Origin of the sequence: Herbaspirillum sp. YR522, from assembly GCF_000282575.1 — a bacterium.
In the GTDB taxonomy this organism is placed as follows: domain Bacteria; phylum Pseudomonadota; class Gammaproteobacteria; order Burkholderiales; family Burkholderiaceae_D; genus Herbaspirillum.
This window is the reverse complement of the sequence record NZ_AKJA01000132.1, coordinates 136220-161390: the sequence shown is the minus strand read 5'-3', so window position 1 is coordinate 161390 and position 25171 is coordinate 136220. Positions and strand designations below refer to the sequence as shown.

Here is a 25171-nt window from a genome sequence, read left to right as displayed (position 1 = left end):
CCCGGCGCACCGGGGCGGCCGGCTTTGAGGGAAGCCAATCGCATGAAACTGATCATTCTCGATCGCGACGGCGTGATCAACCAGGACTCCGACGCCTTCATCAAGTCGCCGGACGAATGGATTCCGATCAAGGGTTCGCTGGAAGCCATTGCCCGCCTCAACCAGGCCGGTTACCGGGTGGTGGTGGCCACCAACCAGTCGGGCGTGGCGCGTGGCCTGTTCGATATCAAGACCCTCAACGCCATCCACCAGAAGATGCACAACGCGGCCCAGCAGGTCGGGGCCGACATCGACGCCGTGTTCTTCTGCCCGCATTCGGCTGACGACAATTGCGACTGCCGCAAGCCCAAGCCGGGCATGTTCACCGAGATCGGCCGCCGCTTCGGCATCAGCCTGCGTGGTGGCGTGGTGACCGTGGGCGACTCGCTACGCGACCTGCAGGCGGGCTTCGTGGCCGGTTGCGCGCCCTACCTGGTGCTGACCGGCAAGGGTGAGAAGACCCAGGCCAAGGGCGGCCTGCCACCGGGCACGCTGGTCTACCCCAACCTGTCGGCCGTGGTCGACTTCATCCTCAAATCGCCGGTCGACGTATCGGTCTGATCGGCACCCCTTCATGCCTGGTGCATGGGAGACAATATCTTGCGTTTTATCCTGATCCTGCGTTCTGCTGTCTTTCTGGTGGTCATGGCCATCGCCACCATGGTGTGGTCGTTCGCCTGCCTGCTGTCGGCGCCGCTGTCCTACCCCAAGCGCTACTGGTGGACTTCGCGCTGGAACGTGTTCGTGCTGTGGTCGCTGCGCGTGATCTGCGGCGTGCGCCACGAAGTACGCGGCATGGAAAACCTGCCCGACGCGCCGGCGGTGCTGCTGTCGAAGCATCAATCGGCGTGGGAAACCATCTTCTATGTGATCCAGATGACACGTCCGCTGGTGTTCGTGTTCAAGAAGGAACTGACCTACATTCCCTTTTTCGGCTGGGGCATCGCACTGTTGCGCATGATCCCGATCGACCGCAAGAAAGGGCGCGACGCCTTCGCCCAGGTGCTCGAGCAAGGTCGCCAGCGGCTGGCCAGCGGCCAGTGGATCATGATGTTTCCCGAGGGCACCCGCACCGCCGTGGGCAGCCAGGGCAAGTACAAGGCGGGCGGTTCGCGCCTGGCCGTCGAGACCAGCACCCTGGTGGTGCCGATTGCGGTCAACTCGGGCGAGTGCTGGCCCAAGGGTTCGTTCATCAAGAAACCGGGCACCATCATCGTGTCGATCGGCAAGCCCATCGCGCCGGGCGCCATGACCGCCGCGGAAATGAACGAACGGGTCGAAAACTGGATAGAATCGGAGATGCGCGTGATTTCGCCGGCAGCCTATAAAAACAGCGCGCCCCGGCAAGCCGCCGCAGCCCCCGCCTCGCGCGATCCGGCACGGTCCTGAACTTCATGTGAGATAACCGCTGCGACTGCCTTGAACCTGCTGCGCAAACCCAAAGCCAATCCCGACCAGCTATCGCTGGACCTGTTCGCCATCGAACCGGCCGCGCCGGCTGTCGTCACTCCCGATCCCGGTCCGGCCCTGCCGTCGCCGACCGAACAGACACCGCTCATCGTCACTCCCCATCCGGTGGTGCACGCAGCGCCCCTGCCGCCCACGCTGCTGCCCGATACGCCGCCCTCGACCCGGCCGGCCGATGGACGCCGCCGCATCGTGCTGGGCGAGCACACGCTGGACTATGCACTGCTGCGTTCGAAACGCCGCACCATCGGTTTCCTGGTCAGCGACGAAGGCTTGCGGGTGACCGCGCCCAAGTGGGTCACGCTGACCGAGATCGACAATGCGGTGCGTGAAAAGCAGCGCTGGATCCTGACCAAGCTCAACGAACACCGCGAGCGTTCGGCGCGCCGCCTGCAACCGCAGATGCAATGGTGCGACGGCGCCACCCTGCCCTACCTGGGCCAGGACATCACGCTGCGCATTCGCAGCGGCCAGCGCGCCGCCGTGTTCCTCGACGAGGACACGCGGGAACTCAACGTCAGCCTGCCGGCCGGCGCTGGCGAACAGCAATTGAAGGATCGCGTACAGGGCTGGTTGCAGGCGCGCGCCGAAGAACTGTTCGGTCGCCGCCTGCTGGTCTATGCCGACAAGCTCGGTGTGACTTTCCGCTCGTTTGCCTTGTCGTCGGCCACCACCCAATGGGGCTCATGCACGGCCGACGGTCGCATCCGCCTGAACTGGCGCCTGATGCATTTCACGCTGCCGCTGATCGACTACGTGATCGCCCATGAACTGGCACACCTGCGCGAGATGAACCACGGCCCGCAATTCTGGGCCACGGTGCAATCGATCTTTCCCGAGTTCGCGATGGCCAAGAAGGCCTTGCGCGACAGTGCGCCGGAGACTTTGCCGGTTTTCTAGTGCCTGTTCATGCCTCCACGGACGGACCGAAGTCCAGTCCAGGCAAGGAGGGTGATTGTCTTTTGGGCTTGGTACGAAACGTGTACGTTATCGATCAAGCTAAGGACCAAGTCTGGGGACGGGAGGGTCACGGTAGGCTTCGTCGATGGGGATGTGATTCTTTTTTAATTCATCCTCTGCCAATGCTCGCAACCTCTGTTGCGCAGAGAGCGCTGCCGGCAATTCAGCCTTCCAGTTCACACGTTTGGCAGGGCCGACGACCGCCCGCCATCGTTCATTTTCGCTTCTCAACGAATACTCGACGAAATAGGCGCCCGGCTTTGCCAGGTCGTTTCGAGAAGGATCGCGCGTGATGCTGATATCCAGATAGGCATGATCGCAGTAAAAACTCCAGGTGGTCCTGTCTTCCAGGCTCATCCATTCTTTCAGCGACAATACATAGTCGGGATCGAGACTGTAGACCAATGCTCTTGTTTGCAGATAATGCAATGCCTCCCTGCCTTTGAGCCGTGGCTCACTTACGCGAACAGCGCGCACCCACCCCGCATTGCGCAGCGATTGAAGAATGGCAAAGAATCGTTGCCTGGCCTCATCGTGATTCATAAGCTCTTGGTCAGAAATACCCGCATATATCTGCCAATTGATAATATTTTCTTCAGCAAAATTCGGATCATCGCTCCCTGCCACTCCCAGTACAGATGGAATCTCTACGACATGGGCACCGGAGCGAATTTGTACCGTCCCAAGGCTGGATCGAGGCCAATCTATCGAATAAAAATTTACGCCTGGAGGACGATTGATCACCTTCACTTGATCTCCGCCAAGCTTGAGTAGTTCTTTGGCCGATTGATTAGCATGAATTTCAATTTTCCGAGGCATCGATACCGTCTCTTCAAGATTTTGTGGACTGCACCCAATGGATGAAAAAATCATCAAGCCGTAAAAAATGATTCTGGCACGACTTAGTCCAGGCAATATTTTTGACAAAACCATAATTACAATTAAAAAGGCGACGGTGGTGTATATGCCTGCATGTCTCTGGATTGATCGACGTCAACCCATGCGGCAATAGCATTTAGCTGGCTTTCCATATAAGACGTTTGCTTTTGCATCATCCCATGAAAGGTATAAGCAGCGCTCACGATCCATTTCATCCGGCTCTGAAAATCCTCGAGCATCGTCTCCTTGGGAGCCACGGATTTCATGGTCTTGTCGTCGATGTCACAAGCACTCGTAAACACAAGTTAAAGCGCTGCAGAGACAAGATTGATAACAGGCAAGCACTGGCGATTTACCCATTTCGCAAAATCCGCATCGTCATGAATCAACGGTTGCAAGGGTCACCGCTTTTGCTGGGCGATACATGTATCGAAGCTGCCGTTAAAGCGCGTGTAATACCAATGCCATCCGCTGATGTCGAAGAACACCACAGGTTGCCTTTCGCTAGTGCCTTGAATACCGAATCGATGACCGGCACCCGCATGTCATCGAGCGAACAGGCCACGGTCTTGCTGGCAAAGGCGCCATTGCCGTCCAGTAGAAGCGTCCTTTCCTGATTGGGTCTCCCCTTGCTCTTCGGTAGTAGTGCATCACGGCACGCGAGCCACCAAGTTCTTCGCTGCCACCGGCGCCCCCTAGCCGCCGTGCATAAACCTCAGTAGTGGCAAGCCGTGGCCTGCCCAGGCAAGGGCGAATTGATTAGCTTCGGGCCTGGCATAAAACGGGTGATGTTATTGATTTGACTGAGGGCCAAGTTGGGGGACTGGAGGGTCACGGTAGGCTTCGTCGATGGGGATGTGAGATTTCTTTAACTCATCTTCTTTAGATTTACGCGATATCAATCCCTTGGCAACGACCGCCGGCAGTTCGGATTTCCAATTCAAGCGCTTACTGGAGCCTACAACGGATCGCCAATACTCGTTTTGGGATTGCAAGGAATATTCCAAAAAGTAGGCACCCGGTTTTGTAACATCGTTTTTTGAGGGATCCCGCGTGATGCTGACATCCAGGTAGGCATGATCAGAATACAGACTCCAGGTAGTCCGACTCCTTAAGCTCATCCACTCTTGAAGCGACAAGACATAGTTTGTATCAAGACTATAGACCGAAGCTCTGGTTTGTCGATAATTTAATGCATCCTTGCCGTTGAGCCGTGGCTCGCTGATATCCGTAGCGCGCACCCAGCCCGCATTGCGCAGCGATTGCAGAATGGAAAAGAATCGTTGCCTGGCCTCGTCATGCCCGATCGGACTACCGTCCGCGATTCCGGCAGTAACCTCCCAGTGGATAATATGTTCGTCAGGAAAATTTGAGTCATCGCTTCCCGTCGCGCCTAATATATAGGGAAGTGTGACGGCATGATCCGGCTGTCCGATTACTACGCTGCCGCGCGCATCGCTATTCCAGTCCGCCACATAAAAATTCAGCCCCGTCGGATGTTTACTCACACTAAATCGGCCAGGGTATTTTTTCAGCAGATCGTCGCCTGACTGGTTGAGACGAAGTTCCACGTGCTCCTTCATTTTCGATCCTTCTCCTGGCTGGTGGGTGTCGCAACCATTCAATCCGACGATAAAAAATATCGCCAGCAGCTTTAGTGGAATGATTCTTTTAGAAATAGATTGCACGATATTTCGAGAGCCATTTAGGGAATTGTCACCGGAACATACTGCTGTTGAGCCGATTGGTCCATCTCTACCCATCCGGCCATTGCGTGAAGTTGCTCTTCCATATACGCCGCCTGCGCTTGCATCAGCCGGTGGAAACGCTTGGCTGCATCATTGATCCATTTCATCCGACTTTCGAATTCCTCCAATCTGGTCTCGGAAGGGGCTACCGACTTCAATTGCGCATCCTTGGTGTCACATGCACTCGTAAACGCAAGTTGAAGCGCTGGAGAGACAAGATTGATAACAGGCAAGCGCTGGCGCTTTACCCATTTCGCAAAATCCGGGTCGTCATAAATCAACGGCTGCAAGATTACGCGTTGCTCATGGTCAGCAATGGCAAGCAAGTGCTCCAGTTGGAGATTTGCCCGGACGCGCTCGTTCTCGCTGTCCTCAATCTCCTTCAACAGGGCAAAGCCCCGCGCAATGTCTGCATGCTCATGCATGTTCTTGACCCTGGCAAGCGCATCATCCTTCCACGGATAATGCTGCATCTGGTCTTTCACCGGCTTGACGTAGGCCGACGCATCGCGCTGGGCGATACATGTATCGAAGCTGCCGTTAAAGCGCGTGTAATACCAATGCCATCCGCTGATGTCGAAGAACAACCACAGGTTGCCTTTCGCCAGTCCCTTGAATACCGAATCGATGACCGGCACCCGCATGTCATCGAGCGAACAGGCCACGGTCTTGCTGGCAAAGGCGCCCAGTGCCATCCAGTAGAAGCGTCCTTTCTTGGCGGGGTCACCGTATTGCTCGGTTTCCAGATAGAACCGGGCATAGCTGGCTGCAATACGCCGAGCACGGTCGCTGTAGACTGGAATGAAGGTGCCTTCATTGCGCCCATGCGTTTGGCACAACCGCCTGGTGCTCATTTGCTGGATCAGCGACCACATCAAGTTGCAATCACATTTAAGTTCTTTGGAAGAACGTTCTTTTGTATTTGTCTGTGATTGCGCTGCCCACGAATTGCCCATCAATGGCGCCCTTCCCATGTTCGAACCCGGCGGATTGTCGTTTATTAGAACGAGACAAGCTCCGAAGTTCCCACATATCGAGAATTAGCTATTGATCTTATTGCAACATCCGACGCGTTGTCATGTTGGAATGTGTTCCATCCTGTGCCACCGCAACCAAGCCAATTTCCTGGTCTGCCATGGTGTGTGCCAAAGCAGCGCGCCCGGGCCCGATCAATGTCGATCGTCCTGCAGGATGCACGGATATCCTTGTTTCAATGATCGATCTGCGCAGTTCAATGTGGCCAGTTCAATGTCGTGCCAACCCAAGGTAACTCTCGACGATCTGCCTGTCGGCCGCCAGCACATCGGCCGGCCCTTCCTTGACCAGCTCGCCCATCTCCAGCACATATCCGTAGTCGGCCACCTGCAAGGCAGCACGGGCATTCTGTTCCACCAGCAGCGTGGCCACGCCGGTGTCGCGCAAGGCGCTGATGATGCCCAGGATTTCGCGGGTGATCAGCGGCGCCAGGCCCAGGCTGGGTTCGTCGAGCATCAGCACTTGCGGCTTGGCCATCAGCGCCCGTCCCACTGCCAGCATCTGGCGTTCGCCGCCCGACAGGGTGCCGGCGGCTTGCCTGCGCCGCTCCTTGAGACGGGGAAAGAGCGAAAAGACCGCATCGAGCTGGTCCAGGTAATCGCGCTCGCCATTGCGGTGGCGTTTGTAGGCGCCCAGTTGCAGGTTGTCCTCCACGCTCATGGTGGCGAACAGCTCACGCTTCTCGGGTACCAGCGACAGGCCGCGCGCGACCCTTTCCTCGACCTCCAGGCTGGACAGGTCATGGCCCTGGTACAGCACCCGTCCGCTGGCCGATGCATTGACCGGCAAGGCGCCCATGATGGCATTGAGCAGGGTCGACTTGCCGGCGCCGTTGGGACCGATCACGGTCACGATCTGGCCCGCGCGCAACTTGAGCGCGGCCTGGTGCAAGGCTTCGACCTTGCCGTAGCGGGCAGACAGTCCTTCGACTTCCAGCACCACCGGCCCGGCCTGCGCAGTCGCGGCCACCTCGGCATGGGCGATCATGGTTTCGGCATTCATCATTGAGCTCCTCCAAGATAGGCTTCCAGCACGGCCGGGTGCACCTGGATCTGGGCCGGGGTTCCCTCGGCGATCTTGGTGCCGAATTCCATGACCACGATGTGGTCGGTCAATTGCATCACGAAGTCCATGTCGTGCTCCACCAGCAGCACCGCCATGCCTTCGCCGCGCAGCTTGGCCAGCAACGCCGAGAGCGCCTGCTTTTCCTTGAGCCGCAAACCGGCGGCGGGTTCGTCCAGCAGCAGCAGCGCCGGGTCGCAGCACAGCGCGCGGGCGATCTCGAGTATGCGCTGCTGGCCCAGCGCCAGGCTGCCCGCCTGGCGATACAGCATGTCACCCAGGCCTACCCGTTCCAGCTGGCGCCGCGCCTCGGCCAGGATCTTGGCCTCTTCCTTGCGATTGGCGCGCAGGATGCCGGCCAGGATACCGCCCTGGGGGGAGAAGTCACCGCGCCGGAAGGCGCCCATGGCAGCGTTCTCCAGCACCGTCATGCCGGGCACCAGGCGTACGTGCTGGAAGGTGCGGGCGATGCCGCGACTGGCGATCTCGCGCGAGGACAATCCGGCAATCGACTTGCCGCGATAGTCGACCCGGCCGCTGGTGATGGACAACACGCCGGTGACCAGGTTGAAGGTGGTCGACTTGCCGGCGCCGTTGGGGCCGATCAGCCCGACCACTTCGCCGGCCTTGACCGAAAAGCTGACATCGTTGACCGCCACCAGGCCGCCGAACTGCTTGCGTGCCGCTTCGACCTCGAGGATCACTTCACCCGCGGCCGGCTTGGAGGCATGCGCCAGCGCTGGCGCGTCGTCCGGCGCACGCACCGGCGACCGGTTGCCCAGGCGGGCCTGGATGAATGGCCACAGGCCTTCGTTGGCGTACTGCAGGAAGATCACCAGCGCAATGCCGAACACGACGGCCTCGAAGTTGCCGCCGGTGCCCAGTACGCCCGGCAGCCATTCCTGCAGGAAGTTGCCCAGCAGCGTGATCAGGCCCGCGCCCAGCAACGCGCCCCAGACATAGCCGGCGCCGCCGACGACCACCATCAGCAGGTAGTCGATGCCGTACTTCAGGCCGAACGGGGTCGGGTTGACCGCATGCTGCAGATGCGCATACAGCCAGCCGGAGATGCCGGCCAGGATAGCGGCGTAGACGAAGATGACGATCTTCATGCGCGCCGTGTCGACCCCCATCGCCTCCGGCATCACCTGGCCGAACTTGAGCGCGCGCACTGCCCGTCCGGCACGCGAGTTGAGGAAGTTCTGCACCGACAGCAACGCCAGGATGGCGACGATCCAGATCAGCACGTACATCGACGGCCCGTTGGAGAACTCGACACTGCCCAGCCAGATCGATGGGATGCCGCCCAGGCCGTCATGCTTGCCCAGCACCTCCAGGTTGCCGAACAGGTAGTACAGCGACAAGCCCCAGGCAATCGTGGACAGGGGCAGGTAGTGGCCCGAGATGCGCATGGTCACCGCGCCGATCAGCAAGGCCGACACGCCGGTGATGGCAACGCCGGCCAGCAGGCCGATCCAGGGCGACAAGGCGTACTGGGTCGTCAGGTAGGCCGTGGTGTAGGCGCCGATCCCGACGAAGGCCGCCTGCCCGAACGAGGTCAGGCCGGCCACCCCGGTCAGCAGCACCAGGCCCAGCGCCACGATGCTGTAGAGGCCGACATACGACAGCAGGGTGATCCAGAACGGCGGCACGCCCAGTTGCGGCAACAGCAGTACCAGGGCGAAGAACACCAGCGGCACGGCCGCGCGCAGGGAAGTTGGAAATGACATGGCGGCTCCCTCAGGCTTCTTCATCGACATGGTTGCTGGTGAGCGAACGCCACAGCAACACCGGGATGATCACGGTGAATACGATGAGCTCCTTGAACGAGCTGGCCCAGAACGACGAGAAACTCTCGACCAGCCCGACCGACAACGCGCCCAGCGCGGCAATCGGGTAACTGGCCAGCCCGCCGAAGATGGCGGCCACGAAGCCCTTCAACGCGATCAGGAAGCCGGACTCGTAGTTGACGATGGTAAACGGTGCGATCAGGATCCCGCACAGCGCCCCGATGCCGGCGGCCATGGTGAACGACAGCTTGCCGGCCTGGTTGATGCCCACGCCCACCAGCCGCGCACCCAGGCGGTTGACGGCGGTGGCGCGCAAGGCCTTGCCCGACAACGTGCGCTCGAAATAGAAATAGATGGCCGTGATCAGCGCCGCCACCGTGACCACCACGATCACGCTCTGGCCCGACACCATGCTGTCGCCGAGGCTGAACTGCAGGTCGGTGAAGGGCTTGGTATTGGAGCCTTCCGGGCCGAACATGAACAGGCCCAGGCCCACCATGGCCAGGTGCACGCCCAGCGAGGCGATCAGCAACACCAGGATGCTGGCGTGCGCCAACGGCTGGTAGGCCACGCGGTAGATCATCGGGCCCATCGGCACCACGATGGCCAGCGTCAATCCGATCTGCACCAGCATCGGCAGGTCCTGCAGCGCCACGCTGCGGGTGAGCGCATACAGCGCCAGCGGGAACACCAGGGTCTTGCCCAGCAACAGCGGCAGCCTGGGAGCCAGGCGCGTACGGCGCTCGGCCACGCGCAGGTTGTCGATCAGTTCGACCACCAGTGCCACCACCCCCAGCGCCACCAGCAGCAGCGCGGTCAGCGGCGCCTGGCCGGCCTGGATCGCCGCCAGCGTCAACGCACCGAAGGCCACGAACTCGCCTTGCGGCAAGAAAATGACCCGGGTTACCGAAAATACCAATACCAATGCCAGCGACAGCAGGGCATAGATCGCGCCCGTCGTGATGCCGTCCTGGATCAGCACCGTCATGATGCTTGCGTCCACTTCTTCCTCCCGGTTTTGCCATCATGGCGACGTCGGTTCCCGCGACGTGCCATGGGGTGTGCTACGAATTGCCGTCTGATGCGGCTTATTACGGCTTCTTGGCCACCAGCGTCAGGATGTCGTATGACGCCACCAGCTCGCCGTCCTGGTTGCTGACTTCGACGTCCCATGCCACCACGCCCTGGCCGACGCCATTGACGTCGGTCTTGTTGCGATCGATCTTGCGCTTGCAGGTCAGGCGCGCCTGGATGGTGTCGCCGATGCCGACCGGCTTGACGAAGCGCAGGGTGTCGAGGCCGTAGTTGGCCAGCACCGGTCCCTGTGCGGGCGAGACGAACAAGCCGGCGGCGGCCGACAGCACGAAGTAGCCGTGCGCGATACGCTTGCCGAACACCGATTCCCTGGCCGCGATCTCGTCGAAGTGCATGTAGAAGAAGTCGCCTGACAGGCCGCCGAAATTGACGATGTCGGCTTCGCTGACGGTACGCCGATGGGTCAGCAGCGAGTCGCCGATCCGCAGGTCTTCGAAATGATGGCGGAACGGGTGGATGGCCGCTTCGCGCACCGCCGCGCCCCGCACGTGCTCGCCCACGACCGCCGCCAGCATGGTGGGCGAACCCTGTACCGCCGCGCGTTGCAGGTAGTGCTTCACGGCGCGCGAGCCACCCAGTTCTTCGCCGCCACCGGCGCGTCCCGGGCCGCCATGCTTCAACTGCGGCAGTGGCGAGCCGTGGCCGGTCGATTCGACGGCGGCCTCGCGATCCAGGATCAGCAGGCGACCATGCCAGGCCGCTGCCACCGGGATGGCCTTGGCCGCCACGGCCGGGTCGCGCGTGACCAGGCTGCCCACCAGGCTGCCACGACCGCGAGCGGCCAGGTCCAGCGCGCCATCCAGGTCGTCATAGGCGATCAGGGTGCTGACCGGTCCGAAGGCTTCCACGTCGTGTACCGCGTCGTTGGCGCCGTCGCGGCACAGCAGCAGGGTCGGCGCGAAGAAGGCGCCATCGGACACCCCATCGCCCTGCGGCGAGAAGCCGTCCTGCGCACCGAATACCTGCTCGGCGCCCTGCTTGAGCAGGGCTACCCGTTCGGCCACATCGCGCTGTTGCGCCTTGGATGCCAGTGGCCCCATGCGTACGCCCTCCACCGATGGGTCGCCCACCACCGTCTTGGCCAGTCGCGCGCGCAAGCGCTCGGCCACCGCATCGATGTGCTGGCGCGGCACGATGGCGCGCCGGATCGCGGTGCACTTCTGGCCCGCCTTGGTGGTCATCTCGCGCGCCACTTCCTTGACGAACAGGTCGAACTCTTCATCGTCGGGCGTGACATCGGGGCCGAGGATGGCGCAGTTGAGCGAATCGGCTTCGGCATTGAAGGGAATCGACCGTGCAACCAGGTTGGGATGCACCCGCAGCTTGGCGGCGGTGTCGGCCGAGCCGGTGAAGGTCACCACGTCCTGGCCCTGCAGGCGATCGAGCAGGTCGCCGGTGGAACCGATGACCAGCTGCAGGCTCCCCGCCGGCAGCAGGCCCGATTGATTGATCAGCCGTACCGCCGCTTCGGTCAGGTAGCTGGTGGCGGTGGCCGGCTTGACGATGCAGGGCATGCCGGCCAGGAAGGTCGGCGCAAACTTTTCGAGCATGCCCCAGACCGGGAAATTGAACGCATTGATATGTACCGCCACGCCACCGCGCGGCACCAGGATATGGGTACCGGCAAAGCGCCCCTGCTTGCCCAACGGGATGGCCGGCCCCTCGTGGACCAGGTTGGACGAGGGAAACTCGTTGCCGCCCACGCTGGAATAGGCAAACAGCGTGCCGCTGCCGCCTTCGATGTCGATCCAGCTGTCGGCGCGGGTGGCGCCGCTGTGGGCCGAGACCGTGTACAACTTTTCCTTGTGCTCGTTGAGATACTTGGCCAAGGCCTTGAGGATCGCCGCACGTTGCTGGAAATCCAGCTTCAGCAGGCCAGGCAGGCCGCTGCGACGCGCGTGCTCGAGCGCCTCGCCGAAGTCGATCGCCTCGGCGTGGGTGCTGGCGATCTGGCGGCCGTTGACGGCGCTGTGCAGCGCCTGGGCCGGGGTTTCACCGAACCAGCGGCCGGCGATGAAGCTCTGCAAGAGCGTGGATTGTGCAGTCATGGCGGTTCCTGATGGCGGCAAGTCGATTGCCTTGGATGCTGGAACGAAGTACGCCGGTCGTGGCCGGCGCACTTCGCGGTAGTGCGGTTACGGCTGGTACTTCCAGGTGCCGTTGACGATCTTGACCATCACCGAGGCGCGTTGGTCCAGGCCCAGGTGGTCGGTGGCCGACATGTTGTAGACGCCATGCACGCCGTTGACATTCTTCGACGCTTCCAGCGCATCGCGCAGCGCGGCGCGGAATTCAGGCGTGCCGGGCTTGCCCTTCTTCAATGCCTCGGGCGCGGCCGCTTGCAGCAGCAGGCCGGCATCCCACGCGTAGCCGCCGAACAGCGAGACGCTGTCCTTGCCATGCGCGGTCTCGTACTTGGTGGTGTAGTCCAGCGCCACCTTGCGGATCGGATTGTCGCTGGGCAGTTGCGCCGCCACCAGCACCGGGCCGGCCGGCAGCAAGGTGTTGTCCAGTACCTTGCCGCCCACCCGCAGGAAGTCGGCATTGGCCACGCCATGGGTCTGGTAGACCTGGCCCTTGTAGCCGCGTTCGGCCAGGGCGCGCTGGGGCACCACGGCGGGGGTGCCGGAACCGGCGATCAGGATCGCGTCGGGCTTGGCCGCGACCAGCTTGAGCGCTTGCGCGGTGGCCGAGGTATCGGTGCGGGCGAAGCGTTCGTTGGCGACCACCTCGACCTTCTTCAGGGCCGCTGCCTTGCTGAACTCGGTGTACCAGCCTTCACCGTAGGCGTCCGAGAAGCCGACGAAGCCGACCCGCTTGTAGCCGCGCGCGACCATGTCCTGGACGATGGCCAGCGACATCATGATGTCGTTCTGCGGTGTCTTGAAGACCCACTTCTTCTTGGCATCCATGGGCTCGACGATACGCGCCGAGGCCGCCAGCGAGATCATCGGGGTCTGCGCTTCGGAGACCACTTCGATCATCGACAGCGAATTGGGCGAGACGGTCGAACCGATGATCAGGTCGACGTTGTTCTCGGTGATGAAGCGACGGGTGTTCTTGACCGCCTGGGTGGTATCGGAGGCATCGTCGAGGACGATGTAGTTGATCTTCTGGCCGGCGATGGTGGTCGGCAGCAGGGCAATGGTGTTCTTCTCGGGGATCCCCAGCGAGGCGGCCGGACCGGTGGTGGACACGGTAACGCCAACGTTGATGTCGGCCATGGCGGCACCGGTGCAGCCCAGCAATACCAGCGCAGTCAGCTTGCGAACGAATTTCATGAACAGTCTCCTTGGTTGATGTTCTTGTCACTTCTCGTGGCGCCGGCTTGCCTGCCGGCGCTGCACGTCCTGCCGAAATGACGCCACCACCTCTGCGGAGGGTTCACGTCACTTCTTGTTCTTCGCCTGCGGCTCCAGGTCGACTGCGCCAATGCCGCCGAACAGCAGGTCCGACACCACCGACGCCATCCGTTCATGGGTCAGCTCGCCGTCCGGCTTCAACCACATGAACATCCAGTTGATCATGCCGAACAACAGCATGGTCAGTGGCTTGGCCATGCGCGCGGCCTGCAGCTCGGGCCGCACGCCCACCATCGCCTGCGCCATCGCTTCCACCACCCGCCGCTCGCCGGCGTAGATGCGTTCCTGGTCCTGCGGCTCCAGGAAGCGCACGTCTTCGGTCAGCACCCGATGCTCGTTCTGGGCATCGGCGTATTCCTCCACGAAGCGCTGCACCATCAGCCGCAGGCGCGGCTCGGGCGCCAGGTTCAACTGCGCCACCTCATCGACCAGCGCACCGAGGCGCTCGATGTGGCCTTCGCAGATGCACATCAGCAATTGCACCTTATCCGGCACGTAGTGATACAGCGCCGCCTTGGACAAGCCACATGCCTCGGCCACGCCATTCATCGAGGTGCCGGCAAACCCGTTGCGCGCGAACAGGGCGGCGGCCTGTTCGATGATGTGCTCGCGCTGGTTATCGAATCCTGCTGCACGCTTGCGTGGCATGGCCTGTGTCCTTATGTTTTTTGCAAAGCCGTGATTGTGCCGCAAATCGGCCGCCAATCGCGACATCGCCCGTGAACCGCGCCAACGCGCGCGCGGCACTGGCGTCCCGGCGTGTCCTGGATGCAAAAAACCGGCAATGACCGTGCTTGCCCTGCCCGACCCTGCTGCCACCGCCACGACTTCCTCTGCGGCCTTGACCGAAACGGTGCTCATGCACAAAAAAACTTCAAAACATTATTGACCGACCGGTCGGTTGAAATTATTATTCCCTAAAAACCGGCGTCAGGCAAATGGTTTTTTCGGCATCCAGGGGATGCCGAAAGACCCCGCTGCCAAGACCATGAAAGCCCGCCGGGCGCAGCCACCAGTCCGGGGCAGCCAAGCTTAAGGAGACCGCAGTGCCGTGCTATTCGATAGAAGGTGTGATCCCGGTGGTGGACCCGAGCGCCTACGTGCACCCCACTGCCGTGCTGATCGGTGACGTCATCGTCGGCCCCGATTGCTATATCGGCCCGGCCGCCTGCCTGCGCGGCGACTTCGGCCGCATCGTGCTGGAACGCGGCGCCAACGTGCAGGACACCTGCGTGGTGCATGGTTTCCCGGCGCACGACACGATCATCGAAGAAAACGGCCACATCGGCCATGGCGCCGTATTGCACAGCTGCATCGTGCGCCGCGATGCGCTGGTAGGCATGAACGCGGTCGTGATGGACGACGCCGAGGTAGGCGAGCAGGCCATCGTGGCGGCCAGCGCCTTCGTGCGCGCCGGCATGAAGATCGCCCCACGCACGCTGGTGGCGGGGGTGCCGGCCAAGCAGATCCGCGAGCTCAGCACGCAGGAGATCGCCTGGAAGCAGGAAGGTACCCGCACCTACCAGGACCTGACCCGGCGCTGCCTGGCCAGCATGCAGGAAGTACAACCGCTGGCGGCGATCGAAGCCGAGCGGCCGACGTTGGCCGCGCCGTTCGTCGAACCGCTGATCTCGGCCAAGCAGGCCTGAGACAGGCCCGGCGAGAACGCACCTCGACGCTGGCGGCGGGCCGGCCAGGCCCGGTGCGCTCGGCTTGGCCACACCATTCATTTCATGGAGGAATGCACCATGTACGCACAACTGGTAGAGACGGGCATCAAGAAGGTCCAGGGCCGGGAAGACATGAGTCCCGAAGAGCAGGCCTTCCAGGCCCGTATCGACGAAGGCGTCAAGATCGAACCCAAGGACTGGATGCCGGACGCCTATCGCAAGACCCTGGTGCGCCAGATCTCGCAGCATGCCCACTCGGAAATCGTCGGCCAGCTGCCCGAGGCCAACTGGGTCACGCGCGCGCCCACGCTGCAACGCAAGGCCGTGCTGCTGGCCAAGATCCAGGACGAGGCCGGCCACGGCCTGTACCTCTACAGCGCCGCCGAGACCTTGGGCGTGTCGCGCGACCAGTTGCTGGGCGACCTGCACAGCGGAAAAGCCAAGTATTCGAGCATCTTCAACTATCCCACCCTGTCGTGGGCCGACATGGGCGCCATCGGCTGGCTGGTGGATGGCTCGGCGATCATCAACCAGATCCCGCTGTGCCGCTGTTCGTACGGCCCCTATGCCCGCGCCATGGTGCGCGTGTGCAAGGAAGAGTCGTTCCATGCGCGCCAGGGCTACGACATCATGATGGCCCTGGCGCGCGGCAGCGCTGAGCAGAAGCAGATGGCGCAGGACGCATTGAACCGGTGGTGGTGGCCGTCGCTGATGATGTTCGGCCCATCCGACGCGGCCTCGGTCAACAGTGCGCAATCGGCGCAATGGCGCATCAAGCTGTTCTCCAACGATGAGCTGCGCCAGCGCATGGTCGACCAGACCGTGCCGCAAGCCCAATACCTGGGCCTGACCATCCCCGACCCCGATCTCAAGTTCAACCAGGCCACCGGCCATTACGACTTCGGCGCCATCGACTGGGACGAATTCAACAATGTATTGCGCGGCAACGGCCCGTGCAACCGCGAACGCCTGCAGACCCGCAAGCAGGCCTACGACGACGGCGAGTGGTTCCGTGATGCCTTGGTGGCGCACGCCGAGAAGAAACAGTCGCGCCAGGCCGCCTGAGGCCAGGCCGGTTCCAAGAACAACACGCCAGACAAGGAAGAGATGATGAGTAAAGAATGGCCCCTGTGGGAAGTGTTCATCCGCAGCCAGCATGGCCTGGCCCACAAGCACGTGGGCAGCCTGCATGCGCCTGACGGCGAGATGGCGATCAACAATGCGCGCGACGTCTATACCCGCCGCAACGAAGGCGTCGGCATCTGGGTGGTGCGCGCGGCCGACATCGTCTCCAGCAGCCCCGGCGACAAGAGCGCCCTGTTCGAACCGGCCAACAACAAGGTCTACCGCCATCCCACCTTCTTCCCGATGCCGGAAGAAGTGAAGAACCTGTGATGGGCATCGAGGAGAACGGCATGTCAGACAAGGCACACTACGTACGGCGCCTGGGCGATAACGCGCTGATCCTGTCGCAGCGCCTGTCGGAATGGTGCGGCAAGGGACCGGCGCTGGAAGAAGACATGGCGCTGACCAACGTCGCGCTGGACCTGATCGGCCAGGCCCGCATGTGGCTCAGCTACGCCGGCGAGCTGGAAGGCGAAGGGCGTACCGAAGATCAACTGGCCTACCTGCGCGACGCCCACCAGTTCAACAACCTGTTGCTGGTGGAACAGCCCAACGGCAATTACGCCGATACGGTGGCGCGCCAGTTCCTGTTCGATACCTGGCATTACTTCCTGCTGGAAGGCTTGATGGGCTCGAGCGACCCGCGTATCGCCGAGATCGCCGGCAAGTCGATCAAGGAAGTGACCTATCACGTGCGCCGCAGCGCCGACCTGGTGGTGCGCCTGGGCGACGGCACCGAGTTGTCGCAGCGCCGGATGCAACAGGCCATCGATCGGCTGTGGATGTATACGGGCGAGATGTTTGCCGTCGACGCCGTCGACGGTGCCGTCATCGACGCGGGCGTGGCACCGGCCGCCGATGTACTGCGCGGCAAGTGGATCGAACACGTCACCGAGGTGCTGGGCGAGGCGACCTTGCAGATGCCCTCGCCCGAGGCCTGGATGCAGAGCGGTGGCAAGCAGGGCCGGCACAGCGAACACCTGGGTTACCTGCTGGCCGAAATGCAATTCCTGCAACGCGCCTATCCGGGAGCGACCTGGTGAGCACCTGCGCCCAGCGGCTGGCCGACCCGTCCTTGCACGCGCAGGTGTGGCGCTGGCTGGAACAGGTTCCCGACCCCGAGATCCCGGTGATCTCGGTGGTCGACCTGGGCATCGTGCGTGCAGTCGAAATCACCGAGGACGGTGCTGGCCAGGCGCATTGCACCATCGTCATCACGCCCACCTATTCGGGCTGCCCGGCCATGCGCGTCATCGCCGACGATATCGTCGCCGTGCTCGGCCGGCATGGCGTGCAGCAGGTGGAGATCCGTACGCAGCTGGCGCCGGCCTGGAGCACCGACTGGATGAGCGAGCACGGCAAGTCGCAACTGAAGGGCTACGGTATCGCGCCACCGGCACAGCAGGTGATCGACATCAGCGGCATCAGCCGGCGCGGCATGCGCGCGGCCCAAGTCGATTGCCCGCATTGCGGTTCGCACAATACGTCGGTGATCAGCCAGTTCGGATCGACCTCCTGCAAGTCGCTCTACCAGTGTCGGGATTGCAAGGAACCGTTCGATTATTTCAAGGCGCACTGAGCGTCGCCATCGACCAAAAAGAATCGACATCATGAGCAAATTCTACCCACTCACCATCGCCAGCGTGAAGAACGAGACGCGCGATACCATCGTGGTCGCCTTCGACGTTCCAGACGAGCTCAAGGATACCTTCCAGTACCAGCAGGGCCAGCACCTGACCTTGCGCAGCGACGTCGACGGCGAGGACCTGCGCCGCTCGTACTCGATCTGCTCGGCCGTGCAGGACCGGCAACTGCGGGTTGCCATCAAGCGCACCCAGGGCGGCGTGTTCTCGACCTGGGCCAACCAGACCCTGAAGGCCGGCCACAGCATCCAGGTCATGCCGCCCATGGGCCACTTCAACCTGCCGCTGGACGCCGCCAACCGCAAGCACTACCTGGCCTTTGCCGCCGGCAGCGGCATCACGCCCATGCTGTCGATCATCAAGACCACGCTGCACAGCGAGCCGCACAGCCGCTTCACGCTGGTGTACGGCAACCGCGCCTCGTCGTCGGTGATCTTCAAGGAAGAACTGACCGACCTCAAGGACACCTACCTGCAACGTCTCAACGTGGTCTATGTGATGAGCCGCGAACAGCAGGACGTGGAACTGTTCAATGGCCGCATCACCCGCGAGAAGTGCGACCAGTTCTTCGCCAAGTGGATCGACCTGGACGACATCGACGCCGCCTTCCTGTGCGGACCGGAAGACATGCTGCAGGCGGCGTCGCAGTCGCTGCAGGCGCACGGCCTGGACAAGGCCAGCATCAAGACGGAGCTGTTCGCTGCCAGTACGCCCAAGCACAAGGCCCAGGCTGCGCGCCCGGTGGTGGGCAGGCAGGAATGCGAGGTGACGGTGGTGGTGGACGGCTACCACACCGTGTTCACCATGGAAAAGGAAAAGGAATCGCTGCTCGACGCCGGCCTGCGCCATGGCATCGACATGCGTTATTCGTGCAAGGGCGGCGTGTGCGCCACCTGCCGCTGCAAGGTGGTCGATGGCAAGGTCGACATGGACGCCAACTACTGCCTCGAAGACTACGAGATCGCGCGTGGCTTCGTGCTGTCGTGCCAGAGCTTTCCGGTCACCGACAAATTGCTGGTGGATTTCGACCAGGACACCTGATCGGTCGCGCTTGCGCCGGCTTTCTCCTCCCCTTTCATTCCCAGCGCCATGACCTACGAATCGATCCTCTTTGAAAACACCGACGGCGTGGCCGTCATCACCCTCAACCGCCCCGACAAGCTCAACAGCTTCACGGTGGCAATGCATCTCGAACTGCGCGATGCGCTGGACCGGGTCAAGGCCGACGGCAGCGTGCGGGTGCTGTTGCTGACCGGCGCCGGTCGCGGGTTCTGCGCCGGCCAGGACCTGTCGGACCGGGCCGTCAAGCCGGGCGAGGCGACCGTCGACCTGGGCCAATCGATCGAGAAATACTACGGCCCGCTGGTCAAGACCCTGCGCGCCTTGCCGATGCCGGTGATCTGCGCGGTCAACGGCGTGGCCGCCGGCGCCGGCGCCAATATCCCGCTGGCCTGCGACATCGTGCTGGCGGCGCGCTCGGCGTCGTTCGTCGAAGTGTTCTGCAAGCTGGGCCTGATCCCCGACACCGGCGGCACCTACTTCCTGCCGCGCCTGCTGGGCACCGCGCGGGCGATGGGGATGGCGCTGCTGGGCGAGAAGATCAGCGCCGAGCAGGCCGAGCAATGGGGCCTGATCTGGAAGTGCATCGACGACGACCAGTTGCAACCGCAGGCGCGCGCCATGGCGCAGCATTTTGCCAAGGCGCCGACCCTGGGCCTGGCACATACCAAGGCCGCGCTCTACCAGAGCCCGGCCAATACGCTCGAGCAACAGCTGGACCTGGAACGCGACAGCATGCGCGCACTCGGCGCCAGCGGCGACTACCGCGAGGGCGTAGCGGCCTTCCTCGAAAAGCGGGCACCGCAATTCACCGGGCAATGAGCATGAGCCAGAGCGCCAATCCCCTACCCGCCAGCGCGCGTATCGCCGTCATCGGCAGCGGCACCATGGGTGCCGGCATTGCCCAGGTGGCGGCCGCCGCCGGTCACACCGTGCAACTGTTCGACAACCGCCCCGGCGCCGTCGAGCGCGCCATCGCCGACATCGCCGCCATGTTCACCAAGCTGGCCGCCAAAGGCAAGCTGACGGCCCAGGCCGCCAGCGACGCCAGTGCCCGCCTGCAGGCGGCCAACCGGCTGGAAGACCTGGGCGGCACGGCGCTGGTGGTGGAAGCCATCGTCGAGAACCTGGACGTCAAGCGTGCATTGTTCTCGCAACTGGAGAGCATCGTCGACGACCACTGCATCCTGGCCAGCAATACGTCGTCGATCTCGATCACCAGTATCGGCGCCACCTTGCGCCTGCCGCAGCGGCTGGTCGGCATGCATTTCTTCAATCCGGTGCCGCTGATGGCCTTGGTCGAGATCATCAGCGGCCTGGCCACCGATGCGGCATTGGCACAGCGCGTGGCCGATACCGCCAGTGCCTGGGGCAAGAATGCGGTGCACACCAGGTCGACGCCGGGCTTCATCGTCAACCGGGTGGCGCGCCCCTACTACGCCGAGGCCTTGCGCCTGCTCAACGAACAGGCCGCCACACCGGCCACCATCGATGCCGTGTTGCGCGAAGCCGGTGGTTTTCGCATGGGGCCGTTCGAGTTGATGGACCTGATCGGGCACGACGTCAATTTCTCGGTCACGCAATCGGTGTTCCATGCCTACTTCACCGACCCACGCTTCACCCCGTCGCTGATCCAGCAGGAGCTGGTCGAGGCCGGCTTCCTGGGTCGCAAGAGCGGACGCGGCTTCTATCGCTACGACGGCAGCAGCCTGCCCGAGGCCCATGCCGAGGCGCCGCGCCCGGCCGCACCGCAAGCCGCGCAGGTGTTCGGCCAGCACCCGTTAGCCGGCATCCTGGCCCAGCGGGGCGGCCTGGTGCAGCTGGCCGCCAGCGACGATGGGCTGGTGGCCAAGGTCGGGCCTGCCCGGCTATACCTGACCGATGGTCGCAGCGCTACCCGGCGCGCGCACGACGAGGGCCATGGCGACATCGTCCTGGTCGACCTGGCGCTCGACTACGGTAGCGCCCGGCGCCTTGCCGTGGCGCGTGCCGATCAATGCAGCGACAACGCATACGATGCCATCGTGGCACTGTTGCAAGGCGCCGGCTACACGGTCACGCGCCTGGACGACATCCCCGGGCTGGCGGTCATGCGCACCGTGGCGATGCTGGCCAACGAGGCCGCCGACACCGTGCACCAGGGCGTGTGCAGCCTGGCCGACGTCGACATGGCGATGCAAAAGGGCGTCAACTATCCGCGTGGGCCGCTGGCCTGGGCCGATGCCATCGGCGTGGCCAACGTGGCCCGGGTACTGACCCATCTGGGCATGACCTATGGCGAAGACCGCTATCGGGTCTCGCCCCTGATCCAACGCCTCACCGCCAGCGGGAGAAACTTTCATGCCTGATATCGCCACACCCCAGGAACCCACGCCCGAACAGGCCCAGGCACTGGCCGACGCCGCCGCCCAGGCGATGTATGCGCGCGACAACGCCACCCAGTCGCTGGGCATGAAGATCCACCAGGTCGGTCCGGGCTATGCGCGCCTGTCGATGCTGGTGCGGCGCGACATGCTCAACGGCCACGCGACCTGCCATGGTGGCTTCATCTTTACCCTGGCCGACAGCGCCTTTGCGTTCTCGTGCAACAGTCGCAACCTCAACACGGTGGCGTCCGGATGCAGTATCGAATTCGTCGCGCCGGCCTTCGCCGACGACGTGCTCACAGCCGAGGCCCAGGAGCGCGCGCTGGCCGGACGCACCGGGGTCTACGACATCACCGTGCGCAACCAGGACGGCAAGCAGATCGCGCTGTTTCGCGGCAAGTCCTATCGCATCAAGGGCGAGGTCGTACCCGCGGCGAGCTAGGGCCCGGCCGCGATACAGAACAGACAATTAAATTTGGAGACCATCATGCCCAAGCAAAAGCCCGAGGCGGGCGAACTCGAAGCCATCGAAACGGCCAGCCGCGACGAACTGCAGGCGCTGCAATTGCAACGCCTGCAATGGACCTTGAAGCACGCCTATGAAAACGTGCCGCACTATCGTGCCGAGTTCGACGCCGCCGGGGTACACCCGGACGACCTGAAGTCGCTGGCCGACCTGTCCAAGTTTCCGTTCACGGGCAAGAAGGCGCTGCGCGACAACTATCCGTTCGGCATGTTCGCCGTGCCGCGCGAGCAGGTGGTGCGGGTGCATGCCTCCAGCGGCACGACCGGCAAGCCGACCGTGGTCGGCTACACCCGCAACGACATCGATACCTGGGCCACGGTCGTGGCGCGTTCGATTCGCGCCGCCGGCGGTCGCCGGGGTGACATCGTGCATATCTCGTACGGTTACGGCTTGTTCACCGGCGGCCTGGGCGCGCACTACGGCGCCGAGAAGCTGGGCTGCACCGTGATCCCGATGTCGGGCGGGCAGACCGAGAAGCAGGTGCAACTGATCCAGGACTTCAAGCCCGACATCATCATGGTCACGCCTTCGTACATGCTCAACGTGATCGAGGAGTTCCAGCGCCAGGGACTGGATCCGGCCAAGAGCTCGCTGAAGGTCGGCATCTTCGGCGCCGAGCCGTGGACCGATGCCATGCGCGCCGAGATCCAGACCCGCGCCGGGATCGATGCGGTCGATATCTATGGGCTGTCGGAAGTGATGGGTCCGGGCGTGGCCAGCGAGTGCATCGAGAGCAAGGACGGGCCGGTGATCTGGGAAGACCACTTCTATCCCGAGATCATCGATCCCGATACGGGCGAAGTGCTGCCCGACGGGTCCGAGGGCGAACTGGTATTCACCTCGCTGACCAAGGAGGCACTGCCGATCATCCGCTATCGCACCCGCGACCTGACCCGCCTGCTGCCGCCGACCTCGCGCTCGATGCGCCGCATCGGCAAGATCACTGGCCGCTCGGACGACATGCTGATCATCCGCGGCGTGAACGTGTTCCCGACCCAGATCGAGGAACTGATCCTGAAGATGCCGCAACTGGCGCCCCAGTACCAGTTGCTGGTCAACCGCAACGGCCACCTCGACACCCTGGCGGTGCTGGCCGAACTGCGTCCCGGCGCGCCCAGTTCCAGCGAGCAGATCGATGCCCTGCAGTGCGAACTGCAACATCACATCAAGACCTATGTGGGCATCAGCACCCAGGTCAGTATCGTCGAATCGGGCAAGATCGAACGCACCGCCGTGGGCAAGGCCCGGCGCGTGATCGACCAGCGTCCGAAGATCGCCCAGCCGGCCTGAGGCCCCTCAACTACATTGGCAAGGAATACCATGGATGCATTCATCTGCGACGCAATCCGCACCCCCTTCGGTCGCTTCGGCGGCGCCCTGGCCACGGTCCGCGCCGATGACCTGGCCGCCGAGCCCATCCGCGCGTTGATCCGGCGCAACGCCGGCGTGGACTGGTCGCAACTCGACGACATCCTCTACGGCTGCGCCAACCAGGCCGGCGAAGACAACCGTAACGTGGCCCGCATGGCAGGCCTGCTGGCCGGGCTGCCGGTGGAGGTGCCGGGCACCACCATCAATCGCCTGTGCGGCTCCAGCCTGGACGCCGTGGGCATGGCCGCGCGCGCCATCAAGGCCGGCGAGTCGCAGTTGCTCATCGCCGGCGGCGTGGAAAGCATGACCCGCGCACCGTTCGTCATGGGCAAGGCCGAGAGTGCCTTCGCCCGCAGCGCCGCCATGTTCGACACCACCATCGGGTGGCGCTTCGTGAACCCGCTGATGAAGGCCCGATACGGCGTCGATTCGATGCCCGAGACGGCCGAGAACGTGGCGCAGGAATTCGGCATCGGTCGCGCCGACCAGGATGCCTTCGCTGTGCGCAGCCAGCAGCGCTGGGCTGCCGCCCATGAAGCCGGTTATTTCGAACGCGAGATCGCCCCGGTCAGCATCGCCCAGAAGAAGGGCGACCCGAAAGTGGTCGCCGTCGACGAACACCCCCGCCCCGACACCACCATCGACAGCCTGGCGCGCCTCAAGGGCGTGGTGCGGCCCGACGGCAGCGTGACCGCCGGCAATGCATCGGGCGTCAACGACGGCGCCTGCGCGCTGCTGCTGGCCTCGGCCGCTGGCGTGAAACAGCATGGCCTGACACCTCGGGCGCGGGTGCTGGGCATGGCCACCGCCGGCCTGGCGCCGCGCATCATGGGCTTCGGGCCGTCGCCGGCCTCGCGCCGCGTGCTGCAGCTGACCGGCCTGAGCCTGGCGCAGATGGATGTGATCGAGCTCAACGAAGCCTTCGCCGCGCAGGGGCTGGCGGTGACCCGCGACCTGGGACTGGCCGACGACGACGCCCGGGTCAACCCCAATGGCGGCGCGATTGCCATCGGTCATCCGTTGGGCGCTTCCGGGGCACGCCTGGTGACCACCGCCATCAACCAGCTGGAAAAGACCGGCGGCCGCTATGGCCTGTGCACCATGTGCATCGGTGTGGGCCAGGGTATTGCGTTGGTGATCGAACGGGTGTGATGCAGATGAACCAGGCCCTGCAAGACATCCTGCTCGAACGGCCAGCACCGTACCTGCTGCACCTGGTGCTGAACCGCCCCGACGTGCGCAATGCCTTGCGCAACCAGACGCTGATGGAAGTGGCCCATGTGCTGGCGGCGGCCGAATCCGACGCCGAGGTGCGGGTGGTCGTCATCAGCGGCAACCCCAAGGTCTTTGCCGCCGGTGCCGACATCAATGAATTGGCCCAACGCGGTGCGGTCGAGACCCAGCTCGACGTACGCCCGCATTACTGGCGCACCATCGCCAGCTTCGGCAAGCCGCTGCTGGCGGCCGTGAACGGCTATGCGCTGGGCGCGGGATGCGAATTGCTGATGCACGCCGACATCGCCGTCGCCGGGCGTGGCGCCAAGATCGGCCAGCCCGAGATCAACCTGGGCACCATCCCGGGCGCCGGTGGCACACAACGCCTGGTGCGCACGGTGGGCAAACCGCTGGCGATGAAGATGGTGCTGTCGGGAGAGTTGATCGGCGCCGACGAGGCGCTGGCGGCCGGCCTGGTGGCCGAAGTGGTGGACGACGACGCAGTGCTGGCACGCACGCTGGCGCTGGCCACCACGATCGCCGGCAAGTCACCGCTGGCGCTGCGACTGGCCAAGGAGGCGTTGCTCAAGTCGTTCGAACTGGGATTGGAGGCCGGACTGCAGTTCGAGCGCAAGTCCTTTTCACTGCTGGCGGCAAGCGACGACAGGCGCGAGGGCATTGCAGCGTTCAAGGAGAAACGCCCCGCGGTCTTCACCGGTCGCTAAAGCCGCCTTGCCTGCCATGTGTCGCCACCGGCCA

The 25171-nt window shown here is 63.4% G+C and carries 25 protein-coding genes; 16 read left to right on the top strand and 9 right to left on the bottom strand.

All coding sequences use genetic code 11. The features are described 5' to 3' along the window. Positions 1-42: 42 nt before the first annotated feature. Genes gmhB through PMI40_RS18955 form a run of 3 tightly spaced genes read left to right on the top strand, consistent with a single transcriptional unit; the run spans position 43 to position 2406 of the window. Complete coding sequence (gene gmhB, locus PMI40_RS18965; protein ID WP_008118662.1) at positions 43-600, top strand: D-glycero-beta-D-manno-heptose 1,7-bisphosphate 7-phosphatase; 558 nt, start codon at positions 43-45, stop codon at positions 598-600. Positions 601-624: 24 nt separating this feature from the next. Continuing rightward, positions 625-1428 (top strand): 1-acyl-sn-glycerol-3-phosphate acyltransferase, encoded by an 804-nt coding sequence (locus PMI40_RS18960; protein WP_008118660.1) that lies wholly within the window; start codon positions 625-627, stop codon positions 1426-1428. 30 nt (positions 1429-1458) lie between these two features. Further along, complete coding sequence (locus PMI40_RS18955) at positions 1459-2406, top strand: M48 family metallopeptidase (protein ID WP_008118659.1); 948 nt, start codon at positions 1459-1461, stop codon at positions 2404-2406. Positions 2407-2505: 99 nt separating this feature from the next. Here the strand turns inward: PMI40_RS18955 and PMI40_RS23445 are convergent, their stop codons facing one another. Beyond that, entirely contained in the window at positions 2506-3393 is an 888-nt protein-coding gene (locus tag PMI40_RS23445; RefSeq protein ID WP_238540981.1) for a hypothetical protein, read from the bottom strand. Positions 3394-3524: 131 nt separating this feature from the next. On the opposite strand from PMI40_RS23445, the gene PMI40_RS24120 reads away from it, so the two are divergent. Continuing rightward, the gene (locus PMI40_RS24120) at positions 3525-3962 is read left to right on the top strand and encodes a hypothetical protein (RefSeq protein WP_157221612.1); all 438 of its coding nucleotides are present in this window, start codon (positions 3525-3527) and stop codon (positions 3960-3962) included. 174 nt (positions 3963-4136) lie between these two features. Here PMI40_RS24120 and PMI40_RS23435 read toward each other — a convergent pair whose 3' ends face one another. From PMI40_RS23435 to PMI40_RS18910, 8 genes are all read right to left on the bottom strand, one after another. After that, on the bottom strand, positions 4137-5033 hold the full coding sequence (locus tag PMI40_RS23435; protein WP_238540980.1) for a hypothetical protein: 897 nt from the start codon (positions 5031-5033) through the stop codon (positions 4137-4139). A gap of 17 nt (positions 5034-5050) precedes the next feature. Next, positions 5051-5968, bottom strand: coding sequence for a hypothetical protein (locus PMI40_RS18940; protein WP_008118654.1), 918 nt, complete (start codon positions 5966-5968; stop codon positions 5051-5053). A gap of 370 nt (positions 5969-6338) precedes the next feature. Beyond that, positions 6339-7115 carry an ABC transporter ATP-binding protein gene (locus PMI40_RS18935; protein WP_051001850.1) on the bottom strand — a complete coding sequence of 259 codons (777 nt, stop codon included), beginning with the start codon at positions 7113-7115 and terminating at the stop codon, positions 6339-6341. Positions 7116-7129: 14 nt separating this feature from the next. Continuing rightward, the gene (locus tag PMI40_RS18930) at positions 7130-8920 is read right to left on the bottom strand and encodes an ATP-binding cassette domain-containing protein (RefSeq protein WP_008118649.1); all 1791 of its coding nucleotides are present in this window, start codon (positions 8918-8920) and stop codon (positions 7130-7132) included. A gap of 10 nt (positions 8921-8930) precedes the next feature. After that, positions 8931-9983, bottom strand: coding sequence for a branched-chain amino acid ABC transporter permease (locus tag PMI40_RS18925; RefSeq protein WP_040502403.1), 1053 nt, complete (start codon positions 9981-9983; stop codon positions 8931-8933). Between the two features lie 88 nt (positions 9984-10071). Then, the gene (paaZ, locus tag PMI40_RS18920) at positions 10072-12123 is read right to left on the bottom strand and encodes a phenylacetic acid degradation bifunctional protein PaaZ (protein WP_008118645.1); all 2052 of its coding nucleotides are present in this window, start codon (positions 12121-12123) and stop codon (positions 10072-10074) included. 87 nt (positions 12124-12210) lie between these two features. Next, positions 12211-13356 (bottom strand): ABC transporter substrate-binding protein, encoded by a 1146-nt coding sequence (locus PMI40_RS18915; protein ID WP_008118643.1) that lies wholly within the window; start codon positions 13354-13356, stop codon positions 12211-12213. Positions 13357-13464: 108 nt separating this feature from the next. Further along, the gene (locus tag PMI40_RS18910; protein WP_008118642.1) at positions 13465-14085 is read right to left on the bottom strand and encodes a TetR/AcrR family transcriptional regulator; all 621 of its coding nucleotides are present in this window, start codon (positions 14083-14085) and stop codon (positions 13465-13467) included. A 398-nt stretch (positions 14086-14483) separates the two neighbouring features. Between PMI40_RS18910 and PMI40_RS18905 the strand changes: the two genes are divergently transcribed. The 12 genes from PMI40_RS18905 to PMI40_RS18850 all read left to right on the top strand — a co-directional run bounded on the left by PMI40_RS18905 (position 14484) and on the right by PMI40_RS18850 (position 25137). Next, positions 14484-15086: a phenylacetic acid degradation protein PaaY gene (locus PMI40_RS18905; protein WP_008118640.1), complete on the top strand. Its 603-nt coding sequence runs from the start codon at positions 14484-14486 to the stop codon at positions 15084-15086. A 99-nt stretch (positions 15087-15185) separates the two neighbouring features. Beyond that, on the top strand, positions 15186-16172 hold the full coding sequence (gene paaA, locus PMI40_RS18900; RefSeq protein ID WP_008118639.1) for a 1,2-phenylacetyl-CoA epoxidase subunit PaaA: 987 nt from the start codon (positions 15186-15188) through the stop codon (positions 16170-16172). A gap of 45 nt (positions 16173-16217) precedes the next feature. Further along, positions 16218-16502, top strand: coding sequence for a 1,2-phenylacetyl-CoA epoxidase subunit PaaB (gene paaB / locus PMI40_RS18895; RefSeq protein WP_008118638.1), 285 nt, complete (start codon positions 16218-16220; stop codon positions 16500-16502). 20 nt (positions 16503-16522) lie between these two features. After that, entirely contained in the window at positions 16523-17275 is a 753-nt protein-coding gene (gene paaC, locus PMI40_RS18890; RefSeq protein ID WP_040502430.1) for a 1,2-phenylacetyl-CoA epoxidase subunit PaaC, read from the top strand. Then, complete coding sequence (paaD, locus tag PMI40_RS18885; protein WP_008118636.1) at positions 17272-17811, top strand: 1,2-phenylacetyl-CoA epoxidase subunit PaaD; 540 nt, start codon at positions 17272-17274, stop codon at positions 17809-17811. Before paaC ends, paaD begins: the two co-directional genes overlap by 4 nt. Positions 17812-17842: 31 nt before the next feature. After that, positions 17843-18916 carry a 1,2-phenylacetyl-CoA epoxidase subunit PaaE gene (paaE, locus tag PMI40_RS18880; RefSeq protein ID WP_008118635.1) on the top strand — a complete coding sequence of 358 codons (1074 nt, stop codon included), beginning with the start codon at positions 17843-17845 and terminating at the stop codon, positions 18914-18916. Positions 18917-18964: 48 nt separating this feature from the next. Further along, complete coding sequence (gene paaG / locus PMI40_RS18875) at positions 18965-19756, top strand: 2-(1,2-epoxy-1,2-dihydrophenyl)acetyl-CoA isomerase PaaG (RefSeq protein WP_008118634.1); 792 nt, start codon at positions 18965-18967, stop codon at positions 19754-19756. Beyond that, positions 19753-21282 carry a 3-hydroxyacyl-CoA dehydrogenase gene (locus PMI40_RS18870; RefSeq protein ID WP_008118633.1) on the top strand — a complete coding sequence of 510 codons (1530 nt, stop codon included), beginning with the start codon at positions 19753-19755 and terminating at the stop codon, positions 21280-21282. The genes paaG and PMI40_RS18870 overlap by 4 nt, the downstream gene beginning before the upstream one ends. Next, a complete protein-coding gene (gene paaI / locus PMI40_RS18865) occupies positions 21275-21742 on the top strand; it encodes a hydroxyphenylacetyl-CoA thioesterase PaaI (protein ID WP_008118631.1) in 468 nt (155 codons plus the stop codon). The genes PMI40_RS18870 and paaI overlap by 8 nt, the downstream gene beginning before the upstream one ends. A gap of 45 nt (positions 21743-21787) precedes the next feature. Beyond that, complete coding sequence (gene paaK / locus PMI40_RS18860) at positions 21788-23116, top strand: phenylacetate--CoA ligase PaaK (RefSeq protein WP_008118630.1); 1329 nt, start codon at positions 21788-21790, stop codon at positions 23114-23116. Positions 23117-23146: 30 nt separating this feature from the next. Beyond that, a complete protein-coding gene (gene pcaF / locus PMI40_RS18855; protein ID WP_008118627.1) occupies positions 23147-24349 on the top strand; it encodes a 3-oxoadipyl-CoA thiolase in 1203 nt (400 codons plus the stop codon). Next, the gene (locus PMI40_RS18850; RefSeq protein ID WP_008118626.1) at positions 24349-25137 is read left to right on the top strand and encodes an enoyl-CoA hydratase-related protein; all 789 of its coding nucleotides are present in this window, start codon (positions 24349-24351) and stop codon (positions 25135-25137) included. The genes pcaF and PMI40_RS18850 overlap by 1 nt, the downstream gene beginning before the upstream one ends. Positions 25138-25171: the final 34 nt, after the last annotated feature.

What these genes read in the sequence shown, in the direction of transcription:
- PMI40_RS18935 (WP_051001850.1), bottom strand. Translation starts at nt 7,115, where the DNA reads ATGATCGCCCATGCCGAGGTGGCCGCGACTGCGCAGGCCGGGCCGGTG.
- PMI40_RS18960 (WP_008118660.1), top strand. Translation starts at nt 625, where the DNA reads ATGGGAGACAATATCTTGCGTTTTATCCTGATCCTGCGTTCTGCTGTC.
- PMI40_RS18940 (WP_008118654.1), bottom strand. Translation starts at nt 5,968, where the DNA reads ATGTGGTCGCTGATCCAGCAAATGAGCACCAGGCGGTTGTGCCAAACG.
- gmhB (WP_008118662.1), top strand. Translation starts at nt 43, where the DNA reads ATGAAACTGATCATTCTCGATCGCGACGGCGTGATCAACCAGGACTCC.
- PMI40_RS18915 (WP_008118643.1), bottom strand. Translation starts at nt 13,356, where the DNA reads ATGAAATTCGTTCGCAAGCTGACTGCGCTGGTATTGCTGGGCTGCACC.
- paaI (WP_008118631.1), top strand. Translation starts at nt 21,275, where the DNA reads ATGCCTGATATCGCCACACCCCAGGAACCCACGCCCGAACAGGCCCAG.
- paaE (WP_008118635.1), top strand. Translation starts at nt 17,843, where the DNA reads ATGAGCAAATTCTACCCACTCACCATCGCCAGCGTGAAGAACGAGACG.
- PMI40_RS18850 (WP_008118626.1), top strand. Translation starts at nt 24,349, where the DNA reads ATGCAGATGAACCAGGCCCTGCAAGACATCCTGCTCGAACGGCCAGCA.
- paaG (WP_008118634.1), top strand. Translation starts at nt 18,965, where the DNA reads ATGACCTACGAATCGATCCTCTTTGAAAACACCGACGGCGTGGCCGTC.
- PMI40_RS18910 (WP_008118642.1), bottom strand. Translation starts at nt 14,085, where the DNA reads ATGCCACGCAAGCGTGCAGCAGGATTCGATAACCAGCGCGAGCACATC.
- paaC (WP_040502430.1), top strand. Translation starts at nt 16,523, where the DNA reads ATGTCAGACAAGGCACACTACGTACGGCGCCTGGGCGATAACGCGCTG.
- paaZ (WP_008118645.1), bottom strand. Translation starts at nt 12,123, where the DNA reads ATGACTGCACAATCCACGCTCTTGCAGAGCTTCATCGCCGGCCGCTGG.
- paaK (WP_008118630.1), top strand. Translation starts at nt 21,788, where the DNA reads ATGCCCAAGCAAAAGCCCGAGGCGGGCGAACTCGAAGCCATCGAAACG.
- PMI40_RS18930 (WP_008118649.1), bottom strand. Translation starts at nt 8,920, where the DNA reads ATGTCATTTCCAACTTCCCTGCGCGCGGCCGTGCCGCTGGTGTTCTTC.
- PMI40_RS18870 (WP_008118633.1), top strand. Translation starts at nt 19,753, where the DNA reads ATGAGCATGAGCCAGAGCGCCAATCCCCTACCCGCCAGCGCGCGTATC.
- paaA (WP_008118639.1), top strand. Translation starts at nt 15,186, where the DNA reads ATGTACGCACAACTGGTAGAGACGGGCATCAAGAAGGTCCAGGGCCGG.
- PMI40_RS24120 (WP_157221612.1), top strand. Translation starts at nt 3,525, where the DNA reads ATGAAAGGTATAAGCAGCGCTCACGATCCATTTCATCCGGCTCTGAAA.
- pcaF (WP_008118627.1), top strand. Translation starts at nt 23,147, where the DNA reads ATGGATGCATTCATCTGCGACGCAATCCGCACCCCCTTCGGTCGCTTC.
- paaB (WP_008118638.1), top strand. Translation starts at nt 16,218, where the DNA reads ATGAGTAAAGAATGGCCCCTGTGGGAAGTGTTCATCCGCAGCCAGCAT.